Annotated in this window: 20 protein-coding genes; 16 read left to right on the top strand and 4 right to left on the bottom strand. The window is 62.6% G+C overall.

The features are described from left to right. Window positions 1–64 precede the first annotated feature (64 nt). The 12 genes from tolB (at window position 65) to IB265_RS23050 (ending at window position 14,487) form a co-directional block, all read left to right on the top strand. Complete coding sequence (gene tolB / locus IB265_RS23100; protein WP_057254696.1) at window positions 65–1,375, top strand: Tol-Pal system beta propeller repeat protein TolB; 1,311 nt, start codon at window positions 65–67, stop codon at window positions 1,373–1,375. A 245-nt stretch (window positions 1,376–1,620) separates the two neighbouring features. Then, on the top strand, window positions 1,621–2,154 hold the full coding sequence (pal, locus tag IB265_RS23095; RefSeq protein ID WP_057254697.1) for a peptidoglycan-associated lipoprotein Pal: 534 nt from the start codon (window positions 1,621–1,623) through the stop codon (window positions 2,152–2,154). Window positions 2,155–2,409: 255 nt separating this feature from the next. Next, a complete protein-coding gene (gene ybgF / locus IB265_RS23090) occupies window positions 2,410–3,447 on the top strand; it encodes a tol-pal system protein YbgF (RefSeq protein WP_057254698.1) in 1,038 nt (345 codons plus the stop codon). Window positions 3,448–3,460: 13 nt separating this feature from the next. Continuing rightward, a complete protein-coding gene (tilS, locus tag IB265_RS23085) occupies window positions 3,461–4,777 on the top strand; it encodes a tRNA lysidine(34) synthetase TilS (protein ID WP_192495196.1) in 1,317 nt (438 codons plus the stop codon). A gap of 101 nt (window positions 4,778–4,878) precedes the next feature. Beyond that, window positions 4,879–6,819 (top strand): ATP-dependent zinc metalloprotease FtsH, encoded by a 1,941-nt coding sequence (gene ftsH, locus IB265_RS23080; RefSeq protein WP_057254700.1) that lies wholly within the window; start codon window positions 4,879–4,881, stop codon window positions 6,817–6,819. Window positions 6,820–7,134: 315 nt separating this feature from the next. Then, window positions 7,135–8,487, top strand: coding sequence for a phosphoglucosamine mutase (gene glmM, locus IB265_RS23075; protein ID WP_057254701.1), 1,353 nt, complete (start codon window positions 7,135–7,137; stop codon window positions 8,485–8,487). Window positions 8,488–8,851: 364 nt separating this feature from the next. Next, a complete protein-coding gene (locus tag IB265_RS23070; protein WP_057254702.1) occupies window positions 8,852–9,679 on the top strand; it encodes an outer membrane protein in 828 nt (275 codons plus the stop codon). Between the two features lie 278 nt (window positions 9,680–9,957). After that, window positions 9,958–10,089 carry a DUF3693 domain-containing protein gene (locus IB265_RS37805; RefSeq protein WP_375293084.1) on the top strand — a complete coding sequence of 44 codons (132 nt, stop codon included), beginning with the start codon at window positions 9,958–9,960 and terminating at the stop codon, window positions 10,087–10,089. Next, the gene (locus tag IB265_RS23065) at window positions 10,086–10,700 is read left to right on the top strand and encodes an outer membrane protein (RefSeq protein WP_375293083.1); all 615 of its coding nucleotides are present in this window, start codon (window positions 10,086–10,088) and stop codon (window positions 10,698–10,700) included. The genes IB265_RS37805 and IB265_RS23065 overlap by 4 nt, the downstream gene beginning before the upstream one ends. A gap of 255 nt (window positions 10,701–10,955) precedes the next feature. Beyond that, window positions 10,956–12,134, top strand: a complete 1,179-nt coding sequence (locus IB265_RS23060) for a phosphoserine transaminase (RefSeq protein ID WP_057254704.1) — start codon at window positions 10,956–10,958, stop codon at window positions 12,132–12,134. A 132-nt stretch (window positions 12,135–12,266) separates the two neighbouring features. Continuing rightward, window positions 12,267–13,862 carry a phosphoglycerate dehydrogenase gene (serA, locus tag IB265_RS23055; RefSeq protein WP_057254705.1) on the top strand — a complete coding sequence of 532 codons (1,596 nt, stop codon included), beginning with the start codon at window positions 12,267–12,269 and terminating at the stop codon, window positions 13,860–13,862. 118 nt (window positions 13,863–13,980) lie between these two features. Continuing rightward, window positions 13,981–14,487 carry a GNAT family N-acetyltransferase gene (locus tag IB265_RS23050; RefSeq protein ID WP_057254706.1) on the top strand — a complete coding sequence of 169 codons (507 nt, stop codon included), beginning with the start codon at window positions 13,981–13,983 and terminating at the stop codon, window positions 14,485–14,487. Window positions 14,488–14,789: 302 nt separating this feature from the next. On the opposite strand, the gene IB265_RS23045 is transcribed toward IB265_RS23050, so the two are convergent. Further along, on the bottom strand, window positions 14,790–15,671 hold the full coding sequence (locus tag IB265_RS23045; RefSeq protein WP_057254707.1) for a DMT family transporter: 882 nt from the start codon (window positions 15,669–15,671) through the stop codon (window positions 14,790–14,792). Between the two features lie 205 nt (window positions 15,672–15,876). Between IB265_RS23045 and IB265_RS23040 the strand changes: the two genes are divergently transcribed. Then, entirely contained in the window at window positions 15,877–17,175 is a 1,299-nt protein-coding gene (locus IB265_RS23040; RefSeq protein ID WP_057254708.1) for an adenylosuccinate synthase, read from the top strand. Window positions 17,176–17,238: 63 nt separating this feature from the next. Further along, window positions 17,239–19,554 (top strand): hypothetical protein, encoded by a 2,316-nt coding sequence (locus tag IB265_RS23035; RefSeq protein ID WP_057254709.1) that lies wholly within the window; start codon window positions 17,239–17,241, stop codon window positions 19,552–19,554. A 116-nt stretch (window positions 19,555–19,670) separates the two neighbouring features. Here the strand turns inward: IB265_RS23035 and rpoH are convergent, their stop codons facing one another. Together rpoH and IB265_RS23025 are read right to left on the bottom strand one after the other, a co-directional pair. Beyond that, entirely contained in the window at window positions 19,671–20,576 is a 906-nt protein-coding gene (rpoH, locus tag IB265_RS23030) for an RNA polymerase sigma factor RpoH (protein ID WP_057254710.1), read from the bottom strand. A 212-nt stretch (window positions 20,577–20,788) separates the two neighbouring features. Next, entirely contained in the window at window positions 20,789–21,817 is a 1,029-nt protein-coding gene (locus IB265_RS23025; RefSeq protein WP_058325932.1) for an RluA family pseudouridine synthase, read from the bottom strand. Window positions 21,818–21,845: 28 nt separating this feature from the next. On the opposite strand from IB265_RS23025, the gene IB265_RS23020 reads away from it, so the two are divergent. Together IB265_RS23020 and IB265_RS23015 are read left to right on the top strand one after the other, a co-directional pair. Beyond that, the gene (locus IB265_RS23020) at window positions 21,846–22,229 is read left to right on the top strand and encodes a hypothetical protein (RefSeq protein ID WP_057254711.1); all 384 of its coding nucleotides are present in this window, start codon (window positions 21,846–21,848) and stop codon (window positions 22,227–22,229) included. A 4-nt stretch (window positions 22,230–22,233) separates the two neighbouring features. Further along, complete coding sequence (locus tag IB265_RS23015; RefSeq protein ID WP_057254712.1) at window positions 22,234–23,070, top strand: RNA methyltransferase; 837 nt, start codon at window positions 22,234–22,236, stop codon at window positions 23,068–23,070. Between the two features lie 108 nt (window positions 23,071–23,178). Here IB265_RS23015 and IB265_RS23010 read toward each other — a convergent pair whose 3' ends face one another. Beyond that, window positions 23,179–24,348, bottom strand: a complete 1,170-nt coding sequence (locus tag IB265_RS23010; protein WP_057254713.1) for a hypothetical protein — start codon at window positions 24,346–24,348, stop codon at window positions 23,179–23,181. Window positions 24,349–24,565: the final 217 nt, after the last annotated feature.

The following is a 24,565-nucleotide window of genomic DNA, read 5'->3' as shown; positions in this document are numbered from 1 at the left end:
AACCCATGCCGGATAGCAAACCAACCCTGCAAACCCTTCATACTAAGCTGAAAGGCTTGTCTCTATGATCAAGGTCTCTCTTTTCCGTGCCCTGATGGTGGCTGCGGGCATGTTGGTCGCCGTCGTGGCGGCAGCGCCCGCAAACGCGGAAGTTGTCATCGACATCAACAAGGGCAAGGTCGAGCCCCTGCCGATCGCGGTTACCGACTTCCTCCAGGGTGAACTCGGCCAGAAGATCTCCGACGTGGTCGCAGCGGACCTCAAGCGGTCCGGCCTATTCGCACCGATCAACAAGGGCGCCTTCATCGAGAAGATCAGCAATCCTGACGCCACGCCGCGCTTCGAGGACTGGAAGGTCATCAATGCGCAGGCGCTTGTCACCGGCCGCGTGACGCAGGAAGGCGACGGCAGGCTGAAGGCCGAGTTCCGCCTGTGGGATACGTTCGGTAGCAAGCAGATGACCGGCCAGCAGTTCTTCACCCAGCCGGAAAACTGGCGCCGCGTCGCCCACATCATCGCCGATGCCATCTATGAGAGCGTCACCGGTGAAAAGGGCTATTTCGACACCCGCATCGTCTATGTCGCCGAAAGCGGGCCGAAGACGGCGCGCAAGCGTCAGCTGGCGATCATGGACCAGGACGGTTTCAATGCCCGTGCGCTCACCAATTCCAACGACATCGTTCTGACGCCGCGCTTCTCGCCGAACCGCCAGGAAGTCACCTACATGTCGTTCGAAAACCAGCAGCCGCGCGTCTACCTGCTACAACTCGAAACCGGACAGCGCGAAGTCGTCGGCAACTTCCCCGGCATGACGTTTTCGCCGCGCTTCTCGCCTGATGGCCAGCGCGTGATCATGAGCCTTCAGCAGGACGGCAACGCGAACATCTATACGATGGACCTGCGCTCGCGCACGACGACACGCCTAACCAACACGGCCGCGATCGACACGGCACCGTCCTATTCGCCTGACGGCAGCCAGATCGCTTTTGAAAGCGATCGTGGCGGCGGCCAGCAGATCTATGTGATGGGTGCCGACGGCTCGGGCCAGCGCCGTATCTCCTTCGGAGACGGTCGCTATTCGACGCCGGTCTGGTCGCCGCGCGGGGACCTCATCGCCTTCACCAAGCAGTCGGGCGGCAAGTTCTCGATCGGCGTGATGAAGCCCGACGGTTCGGGCGAACGCATCCTGACCACCGGCTTCCACAACGAGGGGCCGACCTGGGCGCCGAACGGCCGCGTGCTGATGTTCTTCCGTCAGGGCGCCGGTGCCGGCGGACCGCAGCTCTATTCGATCGATATTTCCGGCTACAACGAGCAGCCGATCCAGACGCAGGGCTTCGCATCCGACCCGGCCTGGTCGCCGCTGCTTGAGTAGATCACGGTGAGGAGCGGGATGCGGGCGGAAAACCGCACACAGTTTTCCTCATCCCGCTCTGGCCTGACCCGATTTGCGGCGGGAAAATGTGGCAGCGATGCCGCTTTCTCGCCGCAAAGTGCTGGTCTAGCAGGCCCCGAGCTAAAATTATCGATTTGTTAACCATAACTGTTGAAAAGCGATTAACCGCTTCCGGTTACAGTCTGGCAACCGTGAATTCAGACACTTCCCAAGGAGACCGGCGCATGAGCCGAATTGACACCCCGGCCGTAGGCCGCATGCAGACCATCGCTCGCAACCCGGTCATGATCGCCCTGGTCATGACGCTTGCTATCGCTGGCTGTGCATCGAAGAAGAACATGCCGAACAATGCCAACGAGCTCGGCCTCGGCGGCGCGGGCGCCGCAACGCCGGGTTCGCAGCAGGACTTCACCGTCAACGTCGGCGACCGCATCTTCTTCGACACCGACTCCACCTCGATCCGTGCCGACGCGCAGCAGACGCTCGCCCGCCAGGCTCAGTGGCTCGCCAAGTACCCGAACTACGCAATCACGATCGAAGGCCATGCCGACGAACGCGGCACGCGCGAATACAACCTTGCGCTCGGCGCCCGCCGTGCGGCCTCCACCCGCGACTACCTCGTTAGCCAGGGCGTTCCGGCAAACCGCATGAAGACGATCTCCTACGGCAAGGAAAAGCCGGTTGCCGTCTGCGACGACATCTCGTGCTGGTCGCAGAACCGCCGCGCGGTTACCGTCCTCGGTGGCGCTGGCATGTAATCTCACGGCCGAGCCTGGCTCGGTCGGGTAGCATGACGTGTTCGGGGGAATGCTCGTGTTCCTAAGATCACAGACTTCTAAATTAAAAGGGCGGCTCTCAGCCGCCCTTTGCTTTTTTACCACACTTTGGCCGAACTCCGTTGCTTTTTCAGGGCAATTGGAAAACTGTGCGGCAATCACCCAGTTGACTCGGCGAGATGTATTGCGGGGCCTGGTCAAGGGTGGGACAACCGGTATTCGAACAGGACAAATGAAATGAAGAAATTTGTCGTGGCGGGGCTGATCGGTCTTGCGGCCCTTGCGGGCCTGGGCCAGACGGCGAACGCCATGCCGCTTTCAGGGCTGCTGGCCCGAACGACTGAAACTCAAGCCGGCGCGCAGAACCTGCCCGTGGTGAAGGTGCAGTCGGCCGAGACCGCACGGCTTGGCCAGCTTGAGGAACAGATCCGCTCGCTCAACGGGCGTATCGAGGAAATGAGCTTCCAGCTGCTGCAGATGCAGGAGCAGATCCGGAAGTTCCAGGAGGACAACGAGTTCCGCTTCCAGGACCTGGAAAGCGGCAAGGCCTCCCCGAAGAAGAGCGGCGCATTGCAGACGCCGAAGACCAGCGATCAGGCGTCCGTCACCCCCGGGGTGACGGATAGCCAGACGATGGCACCGGCAGGCGGCGGCAGCGACATGGCTGCCTCCGGTCTTCCTTCGGCTGGTAGCCAGGGTTCCAATGGCGCGGCTGCGCCGACCACGCTTGGCCAGATCGTCTTCGACCAGAGCGGCAATCCGGTTTCGGCGACAACCGATGCTCAACCTGGCGCGAACGCGACGCCTCCGGGTGTCGAAGCCGGTGCGGGTCTGCCCGCCGACGATGGTGGCCTGAACGCTAACCCGGGCAATCAGCAGACCGCCTCGCTCGACAATCCCGGCGATCTCTACCAGTCGGCCTACGGCCACGTTCTCTCCGGTGACTACAGCATGGCGGAACAGGAATTCGGCGACTATCTGGCCGCGTTCCCGCAGGGCGACAAGGCGGCCGATGCCAGCTTCTGGCTGGGCGAGGCGCAATATTCGCAGGGCAAATACAGTGACGCGGCCAAGACCTTCCTGAACGCGCACCAGGCCCACGGCAAGTCGCCGAAGGCGCCGGAAATGCTGCTGAAGCTCGGCATGTCGCTGGGCGCGCTCGACAACAAGGAAACTGCCTGCGCGACGCTGCGCGAGGTCAACAAGCGCTACCCGAAGGCTTCGCCGGCGGTAAAGGCAAAGGTGACGAGCGAGCAGAGCCGTTTTGGCTGCTGAGGCCCACCCGCCAATGGCCGTTGTCGAAACGGCAAAACGATTTCTTGCCTCCTTCGACGGACCAGCACGTATTCTCGTGGCCGTCTCCGGCGGGAGCGACTCGAAAGGACTGCTTCTCGCTCTCAACGAGGCGATCGAGGCAACCAAGCCCACACAGTTTTCTCTGGCCGCCTGCACGGTCGATCATGCGCTGAGGCCGGAATCGGCCGATGAGGCGCGCGGTGTCGCGGCCTTTTGCGAGAGCCTGGGTGTACCGCATATCATCACCCGATGGGACGGGCCGAAGCCCAGGACCGGCATTCAGGCAGCGGCGCGCGAGACGCGCTATGCATTGCTGGCCGACGCTGCAGAGCGCTTCGATGCGTCCTCAATCGTCACCGGTCACACGCTCGGCGACCAGCGAGAGACGATCCTGATGCGCGCACGGCGAGGGGAGGGACCCGGCGCCGCGGGCATGGCGGAGGCCACGCTCTATGACCGGCGCATCTGGGTGTTGCGACCGTTCCTCACGGTCGACCGCGCAGCCATTCGCGCCTTTCTCACCGACCGCAAAGTCGGCTGGTTCGATGATCCGAGCAACCTGAACACGCGCTTCGAGCGGGTACGTGCGCGGGCCTCGTTGGCATCTTTGCCGGAGACCGGTGCCGGTGCCTGGGACGCCCGGTCCCGGGCGCGATCGTCGGCAGCTGCCGCCGCTCTGCTCGAACGGCACGTGCGGGTGCATGCGGGGTTGGTCGCGGAAATCCCTTCTTCGATGACCGGCCAATGCCGCGACATCGATTGGCAACGGGCGCTGCTTGCGCTGGCGACCGTCCTCGGCGGCCGTGCACATCTGCCTGCGGCCGAGACGGTGGAACGGCTGGCAAATTTCCTGGAGCAGGGGACACCGGGGCGGCTGACCGCGGGACGCGTCGTCTTCGACCGGCGCTCGACCGGGCTCTATCTCTATCGGGAGGCGCGCGGTATCGAGGATCTGACGTTGCAGGCTGGGCAAACCGGCGTCTGGGATGACCGCCTTCTGATCCGCAATGGTGGCGACGGTCCTCTTGCGCTGACGGTGGAAGGCGGTCGCGGACCACAACAGCAGAGACTTATTGCCGCAGGCCTGCCACCGGGCGTTGCCGGTCGTGTGTCGTTGTCGGCGCCCCGCATCGTGTCCGACGACGTCAAAAATGTCGCATCTGCCACAATCGAGCCGAGGATCGGCCTCTACGACACCTTTTTGCCGAGTTTCGACAGGATCATGGCAGACAGGATCGCCGGATTGTTCGGACGAGAGCGTTATCTTCCGCCACCGGTTCACGATCTATTGACAGAAATGGAACGGTAGAAGCCGGTTTGCCTTGGCAATGCGTCGCCAGAACCCTATGTTAGGGAGCAAGACAGCGGCCCGGCGAAATGCGCGGGCCGTGACAGGTTCCGGGGAGTTCGATGAACCCTAATTTTCGTAATCTTGCCCTTTGGGCAATCATAGCGCTTCTGCTGATCGCGTTGTTCAGCATGTTCCAGCAGCCGACGGAGCGCACCGGCTCGCGCGAGATCCCGTTCTCGCAATTCCTCAAGGACGTGGATGCGAGCCGCGTCAAGGAAGTCGTGATCACCGGCTCGAAAGTGATCGGCAGCTATTCCGAAAGCGGCGCAACGTTCCAGACCTATGCGCCTTCAGTCGATACGGCGCTGACCGAGCGCCTTGAAGCCAAGGACGTGACGGTCACGGTTCGCCCGGAAACCGACGGCTCGTCCGGCTTCCTGAGCTACATCGGCACGCTTCTTCCGATGCTTCTGATCCTCGGCGTCTGGCTGTTCTTCATGCGCCAGATGCAGGGCGGGTCGCGCGGCGCCATGGGCTTTGGCAAGTCCAAGGCCAAGCTTCTGACGGAAGCGCATGGCCGCGTCACCTTTGACGACGTCGCCGGCGTCGACGAAGCCAAGCAGGACCTCGAAGAAATCGTCGAATTCCTGCGCGACCCGCAGAAGTTCCAGCGCCTCGGCGGACGCATTCCGCGCGGTGTGCTGCTCGTCGGCCCTCCCGGTACCGGTAAGACGCTGCTTGCACGCTCCGTAGCCGGCGAAGCCAACGTGCCGTTCTTCACGATCTCCGGTTCCGACTTCGTCGAAATGTTCGTCGGCGTTGGCGCCAGCCGTGTGCGTGACATGTTCGAGCAGGCAAAGAAGAATGCGCCCTGCATCATCTTCATCGACGAAATCGACGCTGTCGGTCGCCATCGTGGCGCCGGTCTCGGCGGCGGCAATGACGAGCGCGAACAGACGCTCAACCAGTTGCTGGTCGAGATGGACGGGTTCGAGGCAAACGAAGGCATCATCCTGATCGCGGCGACTAACCGTCCTGATGTTCTCGATCCGGCACTGCTGCGTCCCGGCCGCTTCGACCGCCAGGTCGTCGTGCCGAACCCGGATATCAACGGCCGCGAACGCATCCTCAAGGTGCATGTGCGCAACGTGCCGCTGGCGCCGAACGTCGACCTCAAGGTGCTTGCACGCGGTACGCCCGGCTTCTCCGGTGCTGACCTCATGAACCTCGTCAACGAGGCGGCGCTGATGGCCGCCCGCCGAAACAAGCGTCTTGTCACCATGCTCGAATTCGAGGATGCCAAGGACAAGATCATGATGGGTGCGGAGCGTCGCTCGTCGGCCATGACCGAAGCCGAGAAGAAGCTGACCGCCTATCACGAAGCCGGTCACGCGATCCTGGCGCTCAACGTTCCCTCGGCCGATCCGCTGCACAAGGCGACGATCATTCCGCGTGGACGGGCGCTTGGCATGGTCATGCAGCTGCCGGAAGGCGACCGCTATTCGATGAGCTACAAGTGGATGGTCTCGCGCCTTGCCATCATGATGGGCGGACGCGTTGCCGAGGAACTGACCTTCGGCAAGGAGAACATCACCTCGGGCGCATCGTCGGATATCGAGCAGGCGACCAAGCTTGCCCGTGCGATGGTGACGCAGTGGGGCTTCTCCGACCAGCTCGGCCAGGTTTCCTATGGTGAGAACCAGCAGGAAGTCTTCCTTGGCCACTCCGTTGCCCAGCAGAAGAACGTTTCTGAGGCGACCGCGCAGAAGATCGACAACGAAATCCGTCGTCTGATCGATGAGGCCTACGAGACCGCCCGCAAGATCCTCACCGAGAAGAACCACGAATTCGTGGCGCTGGCGGAAGGGCTGCTGGAATACGAAACCTTGACGGGCGAAGAGATCAAGGCGCTGATCCGCGGCGAAAAGCCGGCGCGCGACCTTGGCGACGACACGCCGCCGCATCGCGGCTCGGCCGTTCCTTCGGCAGGTTCCAAGAAGGAAGGTCCGGCGGGCAAGGGCGAAGAATCCGAAGGTGGGTTCGAGCCACAGCCGCAATAATTGCCACGGTTGGCAGTATATCCGAGCCGCCGCTCCTCAAGTGGAGCGGCGGCTTTTCGTTGCCACGCGGCCTCTGGCATTTGGTAACGGGATGTAACGATTTCTGATGTTAGGCTCGCTGCCGTTTGCTGCGCTTTTGTGTCAAAGAAGACATGACGTGTTTGCGATGGCTGTCCTTGAACGGAATGCTGATCGCCAGGCAGACGGCATCCAAGAAGTATGAATGAGGTCCGGTCAATGAAACCCAGTCGCGGAAAACGCAGACAGGCGGAGGTGGCCAAGCCAGCCCTGACCCGGCAGAACGATGGAGTTCTTATGAAGCGAAAGTATTTCGGCACCGACGGTATCCGCGGCCAGTCCAACTTGTTTCCGATGACACCGGATCTGGCGATGCGGGTCGGCATTGCGGTCGGTACGATCTTTCGCAACGGCGCTCACCGCCACCGCGTGGTGATCGGCAAGGATACGCGCCTTTCGGGCTATATGCTCGAGAACGCCATGGTGGCGGGCTTTACGGCCGCTGGTCTTGACGTCTTCCTGCTCGGGCCGATTCCGACGCCGGGTGTTGCCATGCTTACCCGCTCGCTGCGGGCCGATATCGGCGTGATGATCTCCGCCTCGCACAATCCCTTCCAGGACAACGGCATCAAGCTTTTCGGCCCAGACGGCTACAAGCTTTCCGACGATATCGAGGCGAAGATCGAGGCGTTGCTCGACCAGGATCTCTCGGGGCAGCTGGCGAAGTCGGAAGACATCGGTCGCGCGAAGCGCGTCGATGGCGACATCTATCGCTATCTGGAACATGCCAAGCGCACCTTGCCGCGCGACGTCACGCTTCAAGGTCTCAGGATCGCCGTCGACTGCGCCAATGGTGCAGCCTACAAGGTGGCGCCGACGGCGCTTTGGGAGCTTGGTGCGGAAGTCGTCACCATCGGCACCGAACCGAACGGTCTCAACATTAATCTCGATTGCGGCTCCACCCATCCCGCCACATTGTCGAAAAAGGTCCACGAAGTGCGCGCCGACATCGGCATTGCGCTCGATGGTGATGCCGACCGTGTGCTGATCGTCGATGAGAACGGCACAGTCATCGATGGCGACCAGCTGATGGCTGTGATCGCCGATAGCTGGGCCGAAGACGGCATGCTGCGCGGGGGTGCTGTTGCCGCCACCGTCATGTCGAACCTCGGCCTCGAGCGCTATCTCAAGGGACGCGGCATCGATCTGCGGCGCACGAAGGTCGGCGACCGCTATGTCGTCGAGCAGATGCGCCAGGACGGCCTGAACGTCGGCGGCGAACAGTCCGGCCATATCGTACTCTCCGATTTTGGCACAACCGGTGATGGCCTTGTTGCTGCTCTGCAGATCCTCGCGGTGATCAAGCGCCAGGGCAAGACGGTGAGCGAGGTGTGCCACCGCTTCGAGCCGGTGCCGCAGGTGCTGAAGAACGTTCGTGTTTCCGCCGGCAAGCCGCTCGAAGACGCCACTGTGCGCCAGGCGATCGCCGATGCCGAAGCGGAGCTCGCCAAGTCCGGCCGCCTGCTGATCCGGCCCTCCGGCACCGAGCCGCTCATTCGCGTGATGGCGGAAGGCGACGATCGTGGCCAGGTCGAGCGCATCGTCGACGAGCTGATCAATGTCATCGGCAGCGTTCGCAACGCCGCCTGAGACACCCAGAGACTGATTTCCCTCCAGGGCCGGTGCGACGCATCGGCCTCTTTTTTTGTCCTGCTGTGGCTTGAAAGCGGTGCCCGGGACGAGATCGTTCCATCCTTGGAATTCCGATCTGAAAGCGTTGCTGGCTTTGAGAGCGCGTTGTCCTGACGATTATTTAGCTGCACCTTAAGGGAACAGTATCGCCGACAGTAAAGCGGCACAACAACCGCAAGAATAGGCTGCTTTCTTAACAATCTCGGTAAACGTTTGTAGTTAATTGGAACTTAACCTTTCCTCCTCATTATCCATAACCAACATCGGGATTTGGGCACCGGTTTCATGGTGAACCAAGCAACGGAATGTATTGGAGTGGGCCATGAAGAGAATTTTGAGTGGCGTTGTTGCTATGTTGCTCAGCGGCACAGCAGCTTTTGCTGCGGATGTCTACCAACCGCCTATGGAGCCGGTGCCGGAGCAGCCCGTCGAGGTCGTCCAGACCAGCGGCTGGTACCTGCGCGGAGACGTCGGTTACGCCTGGAACCATCTGCGCGGCGCAAATTTCTACCAGGGGGGGCCGAGCGGCTCGATCGCGGATTTCGATTCCGCTGATATCGATGATTCCTGGGTAATCGGCGGCGGTGTCGGTTATCAGTTCAACAACTACCTGCGCGCCGACATCACGGCCGACTACTGGGGCAACGGCGACTTTGCCGGCTCGACCAGCGGCGGCTGCGGGCTCTTCCCGGGCGAGCCTTGCGTTTCGCGAGACATTAGCTCGGTTTCTGCGTGGAGCCTCATGGCCAACGCCTATGTGGACATCGGCACCTACGGTGCTTTCACCCCTTACGTCGGCGCCGGTATCGGTGCGACGCGCGTGAGCTGGGACGGGCTGCGCAACACGAGCTGCGTAGATGGCGACCCCACCCGATGCGACCCGACGACCAATCATGGCGGCAAGGACAGCTGGCGCTTCACCTACGCCCTCATGGCCGGCACCGCGATCGACCTGACCTGCAACCTGAAGGCGGATATCGGTTATCGCTTCCGCCAGGTCGATGATGGCGACATGTTCGGCTACGCCAACGGCGGCGGTCCGGGCTTCGACGATGGCTTCTATATCCACGAGGCGCGCGCTGGTCTGCGCTACTCCTTCGGCAATGTCTGCGAAGTGCCTTACGAGCCGCCGCCGATCGTCTACAAGTAATCGGACAGTATCCGACACGTACCAAGGCCACCTTCGGGTGGCCTTTTTCGTTGCCCCCAACCTTTGCCCGTTTCCTAACAGGCATGGTTAACCGGGGGTTAACCAGTCGCTGCAATAGTTAACGCTGAACGAAGCGGCGACGGCATGGCTCCATCCCGCACGGATAGTAGCGGTGAAAGGGCATGGCATGGATTGGCGAAACGGGTTCTGCGGAGCCGCTTTTGGTGCCGGCCTGCTTCTCTCTGGCGCCGCGCTGGCTGCTGACGAGGATCTCCTGAATGCCCCGGAGATCACCATCGAGAAAGAAACTGTCGGCACAAGCGCGATCTATCTGCGCGGCGATATCGGCTATGCACCCTGGCGCGGTGAGGGCGATCCCTATTACCGGACCTTCGATGCGGGCACACTGACCTATGACAGCGTCTCCTTCGACAATGCCCGCTTTGACAAGCCCTTCTCCGGTTCGCTCGGCGTCGGTTACCAGTTTACCGATACATTCCGCGCCGATCTGACGGCCGACTATTTCGAGGGTCGGTTCAGCGGTTCATCTTCTTCTGCCGGTCCTTGTGCCGGGCAGGGGGCGGGCACGTCCTGCGCTTTCTCGACCGGCGCCGATTACTCCGCCCTTGGATTGATGGCGAACGCCTATGTGGATTTCGGCACACTCGCAGGCTTCACGCCCTATGTCGGCGGCGGCATCGGCGCAACGCGCCTCAACTGGGACACGGCAATCGAACGCGCCACTTGTGTGGCCAGCGTTGGTGCTTGTGGCGGTTCGCCCACCTCGACCTCCTATGAGGGGCGCGACAGCTGGCGCTTCACCTATGCGCTGATGGCGGGCGTTTCCTATGATCTTAGCGAGCAGCTGAAGCTCGATGTCGGCTATCGTTACTCCCATATCGCCGATGGCGAGATGTTCGGCTTCGGCGCCGAGGCGCTGGTGGGGGCTGCCGGCGACAAGGGCTTCGACGACGGACTGTCCCGTCACGAGATCCGCGCCGGCCTGCGCTTCTCCTTCTAACGCCTTGAAGCGCCACAGTTTCGGCGACAACCGGGTCATATCGTTCCGCCGATCGCCTCAGCCTATTGCCAGGACGAAAGTGCCGGCCGGCAACAATCAGTCGGCAGGCATCGTTCTGCTTTTGCAGATCTTGCCCGCGGCGCCATAAATTTTCTCGATTGCGACAAAGCGCTTGACTTCCGGTCCCGTCCACAATATCGACGACGGCGGGACACCCTTCCCCAACGAAGGGCTATCTATCTGGAAGGATAGCACATGGCAAAGCCTGCACAGCCGGACCTCCGTCCGAACAATACCCATTTCTCTTCTGGTCCTTGCTCGAAGCGCCCCGGTTGGACGCTCGACGCTCTCTCCGATGCTCCGCTCGGTCGTTCGCACCGCGCCAAGATCGGCAAGACGAAGCTGAAGCAGGCCATTGATCTTACCCGTGACATTCTTGAAGTGCCGGCCGATTATCGCATCGGCATCGTGCCCGCTTCCGATACTGGCGCCGTCGAAATGGCGCTGTGGTCGCTGCTCGGTCAGCGTGGCGTCGACATGGTCGCCTGGGAAAGCTTTGGCGCCGGCTGGGTGACCGATGTGGTCAAGCAGCTGAAGCTTGCCGACGTGCGCAAGTTCGAAGCCGGCTACGGCGAACTTCCCGATCTTGCCAAGGTCGATTTCGACCGCGACGTGGTCTTCACCTGGAACGGTACGACCTCCGGCGTGCGTGTCCCGAACGCCGACTTCATTCCGGCCGACCGCAAGGGTCTGACCATCTGCGACGCGACGTCGGCCGCCTTTGCGCAGAACCTTGATTTCGCCAAGCTCGATGTCGTCACCTTCTCCTGGCAGAAGGTTCTCGGCGGTGAGGGCGCACACGGCGTCATCATCCTGTCGCCGCGTGCCGTCGAGCGTCTCTTGACCTACGTTCCGGCCTGGCCGCTGCCGAAGATCTTCCGCATGACCTCGGGCGGCAAGCTGATCGAGGGCATCTTCACCGGCGAGACGATCAACACGCCGTCGATGCTCTGCGTCGAGGACTATATCGATGCGCTCCTCTGGGCGCAGCAGGTCGGCGGGCTCAAGGGCCTGATGGCCCGCGCTGACGCCAACGCGCAAGCGATCTTCGACTTCGTCGCCGCCAATGACTGGATCGCCAACCTCGCGGTCAAGGACGAGACCCGCTCCAACACCTCGGTCTGCCTGAAGATCGTCGACAAGGACGTATTGGCGCTCGACGCCGACGGACAGGCGGCCTTCGCCAAGGGCGTGGTTGCGCTTCTCGAAAAGGAAGGCGTCGCCTTCGACATCGGCCACTATCGCGATGCGCCGTCGGGCCTTCGCATCTGGGCGGGTGCCACCATTGAGACCGCCGACATGAAAGCGTTGATGCCGTGGCTGACCTGGGCCTTCGAGACCCAGAAGGCAACGCTGACGCAGGCCGCGGCCTGATCAGACAAGGGGTGAGGAACAATGGACTTCGCCCGCATCTCACACTGATTTGAGTGATCCGCTTCGCTCCCCATGGGAGCGAGGCTTGGCTAACCGCATTCCCATTCAGACCTGATCTTTAAGGAGGCCCTCATGGCACCTCGCGTTCTCGTATCCGACGAACTGTCGGAAACCGCCGTCCAGATCTTCCGCGATCGCGGCGTCGAAGTCGATTTCCAGCCGAAGCTCGGCAAGGACAAGGACAAGCTCGCCGAAATCATCGGCAACTATGACGGCCTTGCCATCCGCTCGGCCACCAAGGCGACGGAAAAGCTGATCGCGGCTGCGACCAATCTCAAGGTCATCGGCCGCGCCGGCATCGGCGTCGACAATGTCGATATCCCGGCTGCCTCGCGTCGCGGTATCATCGTGATGAACACGCCCTTCGGCAACTCGATCACGACCGCCGAACACGCGATCGCGCTGCTCTTTGCCGTTGCCCGCCAGCTTCCGGCCGCCGATAACTCGACGCAGGCCGGCAAGTGGGAGAAGTCGCGCTTCATGGGTGTCGAGATCACCGGCAAGACGCTCGGCGTCATCGGTGCCGGCAACATCGGCTCGATCGTCTGCTCGCGCGCCATCGGCCTGAAGATGCACGTTCTCGCCTACGACCCGTTCCTGTCCAAGGAGCGCGCCGAGGAAATGGGCGTCACCAAGGTCGAACTCGACGAGCTGCTCGCCCACGCCGACTTCATCACCCTGCACGTGCCGCTGACCGACAAGACCCGCAACATCCTGAGTGCCGAAGCGCTGGCCAAGACGAAGCCGGGCGTGCGCATCGTCAACTGCGCTCGTGGCGGTCTCGTCGACGAGAAGGCGCTCGCCGAAGCGATCAAGTCCGGCCATGTTGCCGGCGCCGGCTTCGACGTCTTCGAGGTCGAGCCCGCCACCGAAAGCCCGCTCTTCGGCCTGCCGAACGTCGTCTGCACGCCGCATCTCGGCGCTTCGACCACGGAAGCCCAGGAGAACGTCGCCCTGCAGGTGGCCGAGCAGATGTCGGACTACCTGGTCAAGGGTGCCGTCTCCAACGCCATCAACATGCCGTCGATCACGGCTGAGGAAGCCCCGATCCTGAAGCCGTTCATCCGGCTTGCCGACGTTCTCGGCGCCTTCGTCGGCCAGGTGACCGAGAGCGCGATCAAGGAAATCGAGATCCTCTATGACGGCTCGACCGCCGGCATGAACACCAAGGCGCTGACGAGCGCGGTTCTCGCCGGTCTGATCCGCCCGCAGGTCGCCGACGTCAACATGGTTTCGGCGCCGGTGATGATCAAGGAAAAGGGCATCATCCTGTCCGAGGTCAAGCGCGACAAGACCGGCGTCTTCGACGGCTACATCAAGCTGACGGTGAAGACCGCCAACCAGACCCGCTCTGTGGCCGGCACGGTGTTTTCGGACGGCAAGCCGCGCTTCATCCAGATCAAGGGCATCAACCTTGATGCGGATGTCGGCAGCCACATGGTCTACATCACCAACACCGACGTTCCCGGCATGATCGGCTTCATCGGCATGACGCTCGGTGACGCCGGCGTCAACATCGCCAACTTCCAGCTCGGCCGCGAGAAGGAAGGCGGCGACGCGATTGCGCTGCTTTACGTTGACGGCGCCGTTTCCGAGGCTGTTCTTGACAAGCTGCGGGCCAATCAGGCAATCCGCCAGGCAAAGCCGCTGGTCTTCAACATCGATTGACGCCGGCACTGCAAGCGGCGGTGTGATCCGCCGCTGTGCCGACCCAATCACGGGACATATCGAAGACGCACCGGTGGCCGCCGGTGCGTTTTCCTGTTTCGAACGCATGTGACGAGAAATGACCGAAATGACATTCCGCTGGCGCGAGGCAAGCCTGCCCGATCTCGCCTCCGTATCGGAGATCCAGCTTGTGGTTCACCAGGCCTTTCCCGAGGACGATGCCGTACTTGCTGACCGCATCGCCTTGAGCCCTGCCGGGTGCTTCATGCTGGACGCGGCCGGGCAGTCGCGTGGCTACGTGTTGAGCCATCCTTGGCTTCGTGGCGCGCCGCCGTCGCTGAACAGCATGCTTGGCGAAATTCCTGATGCCGCCGACACCTGGTACATCCACGATCTCGCCCTTCTGCCCGAGATGCGTGGTTCCGGAGCGGGCGGCGGAATTCTTCCTGTTCTGGAGGATGCCGCCAGAACGGAAGCGTTGCGGTCGATGTCGCTCGTCTCCGTCAACGGATCCCGCAGTTTCTGGGAGAGGCAGGGTTTTGAAGTCCGGATGGACGAGCGGCTGGCACTGAAGCTCTCAAGCTACGGCGAGGAAGCGCTCTATATGGAGCGGCTTCTTGCCTGATAAATGAAAATGGCGCCGGAAACGGCGCCATTCAGGCTGCTGACAACCCCTAAAGATGGCTTTCTGCCGCGAGGGGTGTCCCGTTCCCCCTCATCCTCGCCCTTGTGGCGGGAATCCAGCAACCCGACGTCCGTCGGGTCCAAGGACTTGGGCTGATGCCGCAGGTCCAGCGGAACTGCTAGAGATTCCTGTGACGAGCACAGGAATGAGCGAGGTTTTGGGTGGCGCCAAGCCTCCCCAGCGAGCCTTCAATGAAAAGAGATATCTTTGCGCGACGCCTGCTCGGCAGACGCGAGGGGTCGTCAGCGCGGACGGCCCCTTTCGGCGATCGCGATGCCGCCAAGCACCAGCAGGAGCGCGACGAGATGGAAGAGATGGAAGGTCTCGCCGATCAGGAGCACCGAAAGGAGCGTCCCGAAGACCGGAATGGCATTGATGAACAGGCCGGCGCGGTTGGCGCCGATCATCTCGACGCCGCGGACATAGAGCACCTGCGACATCAGCGAGGGGAAGATCGCCGCATAGAGAACGATGATCCAGCCGGTGGGATCCGGCGCGATCGCCGTGCCGGTGCCGATTTCCCAGAAGAGCAGCGGCAGGGCGCTTAGAAGCGCGCCGAAGGCAGGCGCCGCGATGAAGCTTTGCCAGTGCATCGTCGGCTTGTAGCGCAGTGCGACGGTATAGCCGGCATAGACGACGCAGGCGATGATCATCAACGCGTCGCCGAAATTGAACTCGAGCGTCAACAGGCTCGAAATGTCGCCATGGGCTGCAGTCACCAATACGCCGATCAGGGTGACGGTAAAGCCGATCACCTGGGCGATCGACGCCCGCGTGCGAAACAGCACGAAGTTGAACAGGAAGATCAACATCGGAATGCCGGCCTGGAGAATAACGGCGTTGATGGCACTCGTATATTTCAGCGCCGAATAGAGCAGCGCGTTGAAGGTGGTGAAGCCGATCGCGCCGTAGGCGAGAAGCTGCAGCCAGTGCTTGCGGATCTTGTCCCAGTCGCGTCGGATCTGCGGCGTCATCAGCACCAGGATGACGACCAGCGCGAAGACCCAGCGCAAGGTCGTCAGCATCATCGGGCTTACGTGTCCGACCGCCATCTTGCCGGCGACGGAATTGCCGCCCCAGAAGAGTGCGGTGACGCAGAGATAGAAGTAGGCCCTGGAATTCACGATGCTCAGACCTGTGCGGGGATGGGCGACCTGTTGCCGCGATGGCGGGAGAGACGAAGATATAGGCGCTAAATCCCGCCCTTGTCATGCAAAAAGGGCGGAACGCCGGATATAACGGGGTCGCTTTCCAGATGACAACACAGTATAGATGCGCGGGTTTGAGAACAGCGCAGCTTCGTTTGCGCGCCTGCACAGGAAGAGAATTATGACGAATGTCGTAGTGGTCGGCTCCCAATGGGGTGACGAAGGCAAAGGCAAGATTGTGGATTGGCTCTCCGAGCGCGCGGATATCGTCGTGCGCTTTCAGGGCGGACACAATGCCGGCCATACGCTGGTAATCGACGGCGTCAGCTACAAGCTGTCGCTCCTGCCTTCCGGCGTCGTGCGTCCCGGCAAGCTCGCCGTCATCGGCAATGGCGTCGTCATCGACCCGCACGCGCTGATCGCCGAAATCGACAAGCTCGGCAAGCAGGGCATCGCGATCACGCCGGACAACCTGCGCATCGCCGACAATGCCACGCTGATCCTGTCGCTGCACCGCGAGCTCGATGGCATCCGCGAAGATGCGGCCTCCAACAGCGGCACGAAGATCGGCACCACGCGCCGCGGCATCGGCCCGGCCTACGAAGACAAGGTCGGCCGCCGCGCGATCCGTGTGATGGACCTCGCCGATCTCGATACCCTGCCGGCCAAGGTCGATCGCCTGCTGACCCACCACAATGCGCTGCGCCGTGGTCTCGGTGAAGCGGAGATCAGCCACGAGGCGATCATGCAGGAGCTTTCTTCTGTTGCCGCCAAGGTGCTGCCGTTCATGGACACCGTCTGGGTGCTGCTCGACAAGGCCCGCCGCAAGGGCGCGCGAATCCTGTTCGAAGGCGCGCAGGGCACGCTGCTCGACATCGACCACGGCACCTATCCGTTCGTCACCTCGTCGAACACGGTTGCCGGCCAGGCTGCTGCCGGCTCGGGAATGGGCCCGGGTTCTCTCGGCTATATCCTCGGCATCACCAAGGCCTATACGACGCGCGTCGGTGAGGGCCCGTTCCCGACCGAACTCACCGATGAAATCGGCCAGTTCCTCGGCGAAAAGGGCCATGAGTTCGGCACGGTCACGGGCCGCAAGCGCCGCTGCGGCTGGTTCGACGCGGCGCTGGTGCGCCAGTCCGTTGCCGCCAATGGCATCACCGGCATCGCGCTCACCAAGCTCGACGTGCTCGATGGTCTCGACGAACTGAAGATCTGCGTCGGTTATACTCTGGACGGACAGCAGATCGACCATCTGCCGGCAAGCCAAGCGCAGCAAGCTTCGGCAAAGCCAGTCTATATTACACTCGAAGGCTGGAAGGAATCGACGGTCGGCGCACGCAGCTGGGCGGAGCTTCCGGCGCAAGCGATCAAATACGTTCGCCAGGTGGAAGAACTGATCGGTGCGCCGGTTGCTCTTCTTTCGACCAGCCCCGAGCGGGACGACACAATACTTGTGACGGACCCCTTTGAGGACTAGTGTCGGCGAAATGACATTGCGTCGCGATCGCAACGACATACCTGGGCGTATGAGAAAGTACTAATGGCGGATTTTGTTGCAGTTATTCGCAGGACCGTTGACGGCCTGTCGGAAAACACCCCTGAAATGCGGGACAGGGTATACGAGAAGGCGCGCGCGGCCGTGCGCCGCCAACTCGAAAACATGAACCCGCGTCCGTCGGACGACATGATCAATCGCCAGTTGGCGAAACTCGAAAACGCCATCGTCGAGGTCGACAGCGAATATGCCGAAGCCTTGCCCGCGCTCGAAGAGACGGAGGTGGTGGAGGAAGCGACCGAAGCCGTAGCCGCCGAGTCGCCTGTCGAGGACGTCGTTTCTGAGCCCGAAGCGCAGCCCGAGCCGGTTGGTGAAAGCCAGCCGATTGCGGTTGCCGAGGAAGCGGCTCCGGAGGCGGAAAGCACTGCGGCACCTGACCACGATGCTGCGGTTCACGAAGTACCGGCACCGTATACGGAACACTACGTCGAAGCCGCAGAGGTAGCGCCGGCAGAGCGGGTTGCGGAAGAGCCGGTTGCCGAACATGTCGAAGCGACCGAGGCTCCGGTAGAGGAGCCGAGCGCCCCCGTCGTCGAAGAGCCGCAGGCGGATGCCCCGGTTTACGAGGCTGCGGAATATTCGGAGCCAGCTCCGGTCGAGAGCTATGAAGAGACCGTCGCTCCCCCGTCGATAGACGAGGAAGCCCGGTCTGTCGAAGAACCGACATGGGATGATGTTCCGGCAGTGGCCGCCGAAGAAAAGTCGGCCGCCTCGGAATGGGAGCTGCCGGAATGGGAGACCGCCTCTCCCGTAGCAAAGCACGCCGCTCCCACGGACCAGCAGGTCGGCGAAGAAGAGCCGGCCCATACCCCCGAGCTTCTTGGCATGCATCCGGTGGAAGAGCTGCAGCAGCATGCGCCGGCGGAGACCCCGAGGGCCGAAGCAGAGCTTCCCAAGGTTGACACCGCGCGCAACTGGTCGTTCGACGACAACGATCCCTTTGCGCCTTTGGAGGAACGGCGAACCGAAAAGAGCGCTGAGCCGGAGATTGCCGATTGGTCCTGGCCGGTCGAGAAGACCGGACAGACGGCCTCGACCGATACCCCTCAGAGCCAGCAAGATCGTGCAGGCACGGCTTGGGATCACATCGACGACCTGCTCGGTTTCGAAGGTGCCACTGCTGCGGCGACGGCGGGTGCAGCAGCATCGACGGCTGCGCGTGAGCCGGAGCGTGGCGCTGAGGCACCGGCGCCCGCGGCATCGCGGCCGGCATCTTACCGGGCCACCCCGAAGCCATCGCGCTTCAGCATCAAGCGCCTCGCCGTCGCTGCAGTCATTTTGCTGGCGCTTGGTGGCGGCGGCTTCGCCTACTGGCAGAACCGGGAAGCCGGCAATGCCTGGCTTTCGGGCATCGTGGCATCGGTCACCTCGGCCGTTTCAAACATCGGTGGATCGCCGGCACAAGAGGGCGCTCCGCCGGCGGAAACCCAGGGAGAATCGACGCAGCAGGAACCGGCACGGCACGACGACACGGCGGTCCCGGACAACAGCTCGACCAAGTTCACCCAACGCCTTCTTGGTGACGGCTCGGAAGTCGACAATGGACCTGCCACCGCAAGCGGCGAGAGCGCCGCGCAGGAAGGCAAGTCCGTGGCACAGCAGACAGAGGCGAGCAAGCCCGTCGAAACGGCCACTGCCCAAGGTGGAACGGCCGGACAGGCTGCAGGCACGCCGCCTGCGGGCCAGCAGACCGGTGGTCAGCCGACGACGCCGGAGATTGCGATCGCCAATGGCGAGAAGATGTTCCTCTACGAAGAGCGTCTCGGCCAGTCTTCGCCGACGGCCATTCCGGGAACCGTTGCGTGGTCGGTAAAGGAAGAATCGCCTGGTGGCGACGCCAAGCCTGAACCGGCCATCCAGGCGCAGATCACCATTCCGGACCGGGGTCTGACCGCGTTGATGACGATCAAGCGCAACGCCGACGAGTCCTTGCCGGCCAGCCATGTCGTCGAATTCGTCTTCTCGCTGCCGCCGAACTTCGAAGGCGGCGCGATCGACAGCGTTCAGCGCGTTTCGATGAAGCGTACGGAGCAGGATCGCGGCGATGCGCTGATTGCGGTTCCGGCCAAGATCACCGACGATTTCCATATGATCGCGCTCAACGATTCGAAGGACGCGATCGGCAACAACACCGAACTGCTGCGCAGCCGGAGTTGGATCGACATTCCGCTGACCTACAGGAACGGGCGCCGCGCACTGCTGACGCTGGAGAAGGGGCCGAGCGGAACCGACGCCTTCAACCAGGCGATGCGCGCTTGGACGGCCGCACCGGCAACGGACGCGGCGACCAACAGCCAGTAAGCAAGCGCGGTCGGACAGGACAAAGAAAACCCGGCAGGAGCGATCCGCCGGGTTTTTCATTTGGCTTTTATCGATGACGGGCAACCGTAGCGCCCGGAAACCGCGAAGAGCGTTTATTATGCGCCCTCGACGACCCGCAATGCATTGGCGCGCTCGAGAGCGGCCTTGCGCACGGCGTCCTGGACCTTCTCGAAGGCACGGACCTCGATCTGCCGCACGCGCTCGCGGCTGATGTCGAACTCGGCCGAAAGATCCTCGAGCGTCAGCGGCTCTTCGGTCAGGCGGCGTGCCTCGAAGATGCGGCGCTCGCGGTCGTTCAGCACTTTCATCGCATTGGCGAGCAACGCCCTGCGGTTTTCAAGCTCGTCCTGTTCGATCAGGATTTCTTCCTGGTTGTCGTGATCGTCGACAAGCCAATCCTGCCACTGGCCGGAGTCGCCTTCGCTCGCCTTGATGGGCGCGTTGAGGGAAGCGTCGCCGGAGAGGCGGCGGTTCATCGAAACCACTTCATCCTCGCTCACCTTGAGCGTGGTGGCGATTTCCTTGACTTGTTCGGGCTTCAGATCGCCCTCGTCGAGCGCCTGGATCTTGCCCTTGAGGCGACGCAGGTTGAAGAACAGCCGCTTCTGGTTGGCGGTCGTGCCCATTTTCACCAGCGACCACGAGCGCAGGATATATTCCTGGATCGCCGCCTTGATCCACCACATCGCGTAGGTGGCAAGGCGGAAGCCGCGATCGGGTTCGAACTTCTTGACGGCCTGCATCAAGCCGACATTGCCTTCGGATACGACTTCGCCGATCGGCAGGCCGTAGCCGCGATAGCCCATCGCGATCTTGGCGACGAGGCGAAGGTGGCTGGTGACCAGCTTGTGCGCTGCTTTGCGGTCGTCATGCTCCTGGTACCGCTTGGCGAGCATGTACTCTTCCTGCGGTTCCAGCATCGGAAACTTGCGGATTTCGTCGAGATAGCGATTGAGGCCGCCTTCTCCAGCGGCAATGGTCGGCAAATTGTTTCGGGCCATATGAAGCACCCCCCTTTGTCGTCTCCGGCCTCCGGTCGGCAAGCCGGGCATGTGGGTCTTCGTCAAGACCCCACGAGCCTAGAAAATAAGTACGGCGAAAGCATGATTCAAGGAGTCCGGTTTCACCAATCTGTGACGCCGGGCGACAGAAATGTCACGAACAAAGACTGAGCCTTAAATTGGAATCCCGACACCGGAATTCAAGGGCACGATCACTCTTCGCTCCGCAGGGCCTCGATCAGTTGCTCCATGTCGACAGGCACCGGTGATTCGAAATGCATGGTCTCGCCGGTCGCCGGATGTTCGAACTGCAGCATGAAGGCGTGCAGGGCCTGGCGGTGAAATTGATTGACGACGACCCTGGCCGCATCCGGCAACAAGTTCGCCTTGGTGCGGAAGGCGGCGCCGTATTCCGGATCGCCGATCAGCGGATGGCCGATATGGGCCATGTGCACGCGGATCTGGTGCGTGCGCCCCGTTTCGAGGTGGCATTCCACCGTCGACGCCAGGCAGGTGCCATCGGGCTTTTCGAGATAACGCTCGACGACCTCGTAGTGGGTGATGGCTTCGCGGGCGTCGTCGCTGTCTTCGCGCTTGACCGCGCGTTTCGTCCGGTCGACGGCACGCCCGAGTGGGGCGTCGATCGTTCCCTTCAGCTGCCGCGGGCGGCCCCAGACGACGGCCCGATAGGCGCGTTCGAGCGGGCCGGTGCGGCCGTGGTCGGCAAACTGCTCCGAGAGGTGGCGGTGCGCGGCATCGTTCTTGGCGACAACCATGACGCCGCTCGTCTCCTTGTCGAGGCGATGGACGATGCCCGGGCGCTTGACGCCGCCGATGCCCGACAGGCTGCTGCCGCAATGATGGATGAGCGCATTGACCAGCGTACCGGTCCAGTTGCCGGCGCCGGGATGAACGACGAGGCCGGCTGGCTTGCAAAGCACGATCAGGTCGTCGTCTTCGTAGAGCACGTCGAGCGGGATGTCTTCGCCCTTCGGCTCCGGATCTTCCGGTTCGGGCAGGTCGATCTCGAAGACATCGCCGGGATGGACCTTCTTCTTCGCTTCGGTCACCGCCTTGCCGTTGATCGACACCGCTCCCTGTGCGATCAGGCCCTTGATCCGGTTGCGGGAGAATTCACCCGAAAGTGCGTCCGTCAGGAAGGAATCCAGGCGTCCCGCGGCATCCTCGCCCGCCGTCAGGACTTTCCTATTGGCCGTCGCTTGTTTAAAGGGGTCGTTCATTCCGTTCAAATCCGAAAAAAGGCCAACCATGACCGCAATCGAGCCCGATGACCAGGAAGACAAGCCGCTAGATCCGGCCATGGAAAATGTCCGCCGCAAGATGGTGAAGCTTCAGCTCGTCTCGGCCGGCGTCATGTTGGTCATGCTTATGGCCGTCCTTGGGACGATTGTCTACAAGCTGACGCGCACGGACGCGAAGGCGCCCGTTCAGGCCGCCACTGCCGTCGTTCCGAGCGAAGCGCCGGTCAATGCGGTCGCAGCACTGCCCGCCGGCTTCACCGTCACGAACGTGGCGCTCTCCGGCTCCCAGGTGCTCTTCTACGGCAACCTGCCGGGATCGGAGCCGCGCGCCATCGTGTTCGATATCGGCGCCGGCCGCATCGTCGCCGACATCACCGTCAGGACCAACTGACGGCATGGCGAGCGCCCTCCCGCCCGTCCAGCGCATCGACGACGCCGCCGATCCCAGGATTGCCGGCTTCGTTTCGATCAAGGAGCGCGACCTGACGGGACGGCAGGGCCGCTTCATCGCCGAAGGCACGGTCGTGCTGCGCATGCTGGCGGCTGCGCATCAAAGCGGGCGCGGCTTTGCCGCCGAGGCGATCCTGCTGCTCGAAAACCGTCTCGCCGGCGTTCAGGAAATCCTCGAACGATTTCCGTCGACGGTGCCCGTCTATGTGGCGAACGCGCAGGTGTTCGATGCGATCGCCGGCTTCAACATGCACCGGGGCGTGCTTGCGCTCGGTCGCCGCGAAGGCGCGCCCGGCCGCGACGCCTTGATCGCGTCGCTGCCGGCGTCGAGCCTCGTGCTGGCGGCCTGCGGCATCTCCAATCACGACAACATGGGGGCGCTTTTCCGCAACGCTGCGGCCTTCGGGGTCGATGCCGTGCTGATGGACGAGACGAGCTGCGACCCGATGTATCGCAAGGCGATCCGCGTCTCCGTCGGCTCGGTGCTGACGGTGCCCTTTGTGCGCGAAGGCTCGGTGGCCGCGATGCTGGAGCGGCTGCAGCAGACGGGCTTTGCGATCTGGGGGCTCTCTCCCGCCGGAGAAACCGATCTTGGCGCGATCCCCCCGGCGGCGCGTACGGCACTTCTCATGGGGACCGAAGGGGAGGGGTTGCCGCAATCCGTGCTGACCTCGATCCGCACGGCGCGAATCCGCCAGCGTCCGGGCCTCGATAGCCTCAACGTCTCGACGGCGGCCGGCATTGCCCTGCACCAGGTGGCGCTGATCAACGGCCGCATCTGACACTCAAGGTTCCCAGGCTTTCCGGTGACAGCAGGAAATGGCTCGATCCCGTGACCTGGTGACCGGCGCGTGCGCCAAAGGCGTCAATGGTCTGCCCGGCCAACGGCTCTATTCGCGCGGCAGAATGTCCTTCGCCCGCTTCGCCAAACTCTCCCGCTTGGCTGCGCCTTGCTCTTGCTCTTCACCTGCCAGCAGATTGAGGATGGGGGAGGAGGGGCCTTCGTTCGTCGCCGTCAACGCAACCATGCCGGCGGCAATTGCCGCAACCTCGTCGCGCAGAGCGTCGTCATGGGCGGCGGATTTCGAATTGGTCAGGCGTTCCGAAAGCGCGGTGGCGCGGTTGCGCAGATCATCGGCGGCTGCAGAACCAGCAATCTCGCTGGCCGGCTGATCGGGCGGGGATACGGAACCGTTGGCAGCCTGTTCGGTGGCCGGCCGGCGTTCCTTCCTCAGCGGGAAGGCGATGCCCGCGGCGCGCAGGGCCTTGGCTGCATCGCGCATTTCCTGATTGGTATCCTTCACCTTGGTCTTCAACCGTTCGATTTCTCCCGCGCGCCGCTCGAGTGCGCTTTCGCGGTCGGCGCTGGTTGCCATCTCGCGCGCCAGCTTGTCTTCCAGCCGGTGTAGCCGCGTTTCGTCGCGAGAGAGGCGAATCTCCATTTCCTTGGCATGGGTCGTCTCGGCCTTGAGATCGCCACGCAGGGCTTCGCGCTCGTCGCGCAGCGTGGCTATCCGGCTCTTCAGATGCTCGACCTCGGTCTCGCGCGCCACCAGGGTGATCCTGAGATTGTCGATTTCGGCGGCATGCTGGGCGAGGTGGACGCCGAGCTTCTGTATCTCGTCGGATTTTCCGGCATTGTCGCGCTCGACGCTGTCGAGCGTTGCCTTCATCCGTTCCAGGCGCTGCTCGAATTGCCGGATGGCAGAGCGCATGTCCGCCGCTTCGACGTTCATGTCGGCAAGCTGCGCATGCAGGTCGGCATTCTCGCCGCCAAGGCGCCGCGCCTCGTGCAAACTCTTCTCGTTGGCAAGCATCAGCGACACGCCCTTGTCGCGTTCGCGCTTCAGGGCTTGCTGCGTGCGGGCGTTTTCAGCGGCGTAAGCGGCCCGGGCAGCGTCCTTCTGTGCGCGCACCTCCTGCGGGCTGAGCGGCATGGTCGCCTTCAGTCGGTCTTCGGCAAAGCGCACGATGCGGCGGTGGATCGCCGGTGCGACCAGCAGACCGATGATGATCGCCGTCAGAAAGCCCAGGGCAAAGAGAAGCGCGAATTGGATCACGAGCTGGCCGTTTCAAAACTGTACCGGAACCGGAGTGGCTGCCGGACCTCGCGGTGCGGCAGGCACTCCTTAATTCCGCATTCTTGCACTAAACATGACGTTTCGTGCGCTGCAAGTCTCCGGCGCGGGATTTTGCCTGCGCCGACCCGACTACAGCGACCTTCGCGCGCTCTTTAGACGCGCGAAGGTCGCTGTAGCATTTTAGATCTGCTGCATA

The organism is Ensifer sp. ENS10, from assembly GCF_014852025.1.
GTDB lineage: Bacteria > Pseudomonadota > Alphaproteobacteria > Rhizobiales > Rhizobiaceae > Ensifer.
This window is presented reverse-complemented; position numbering and strand designations above follow the sequence as displayed.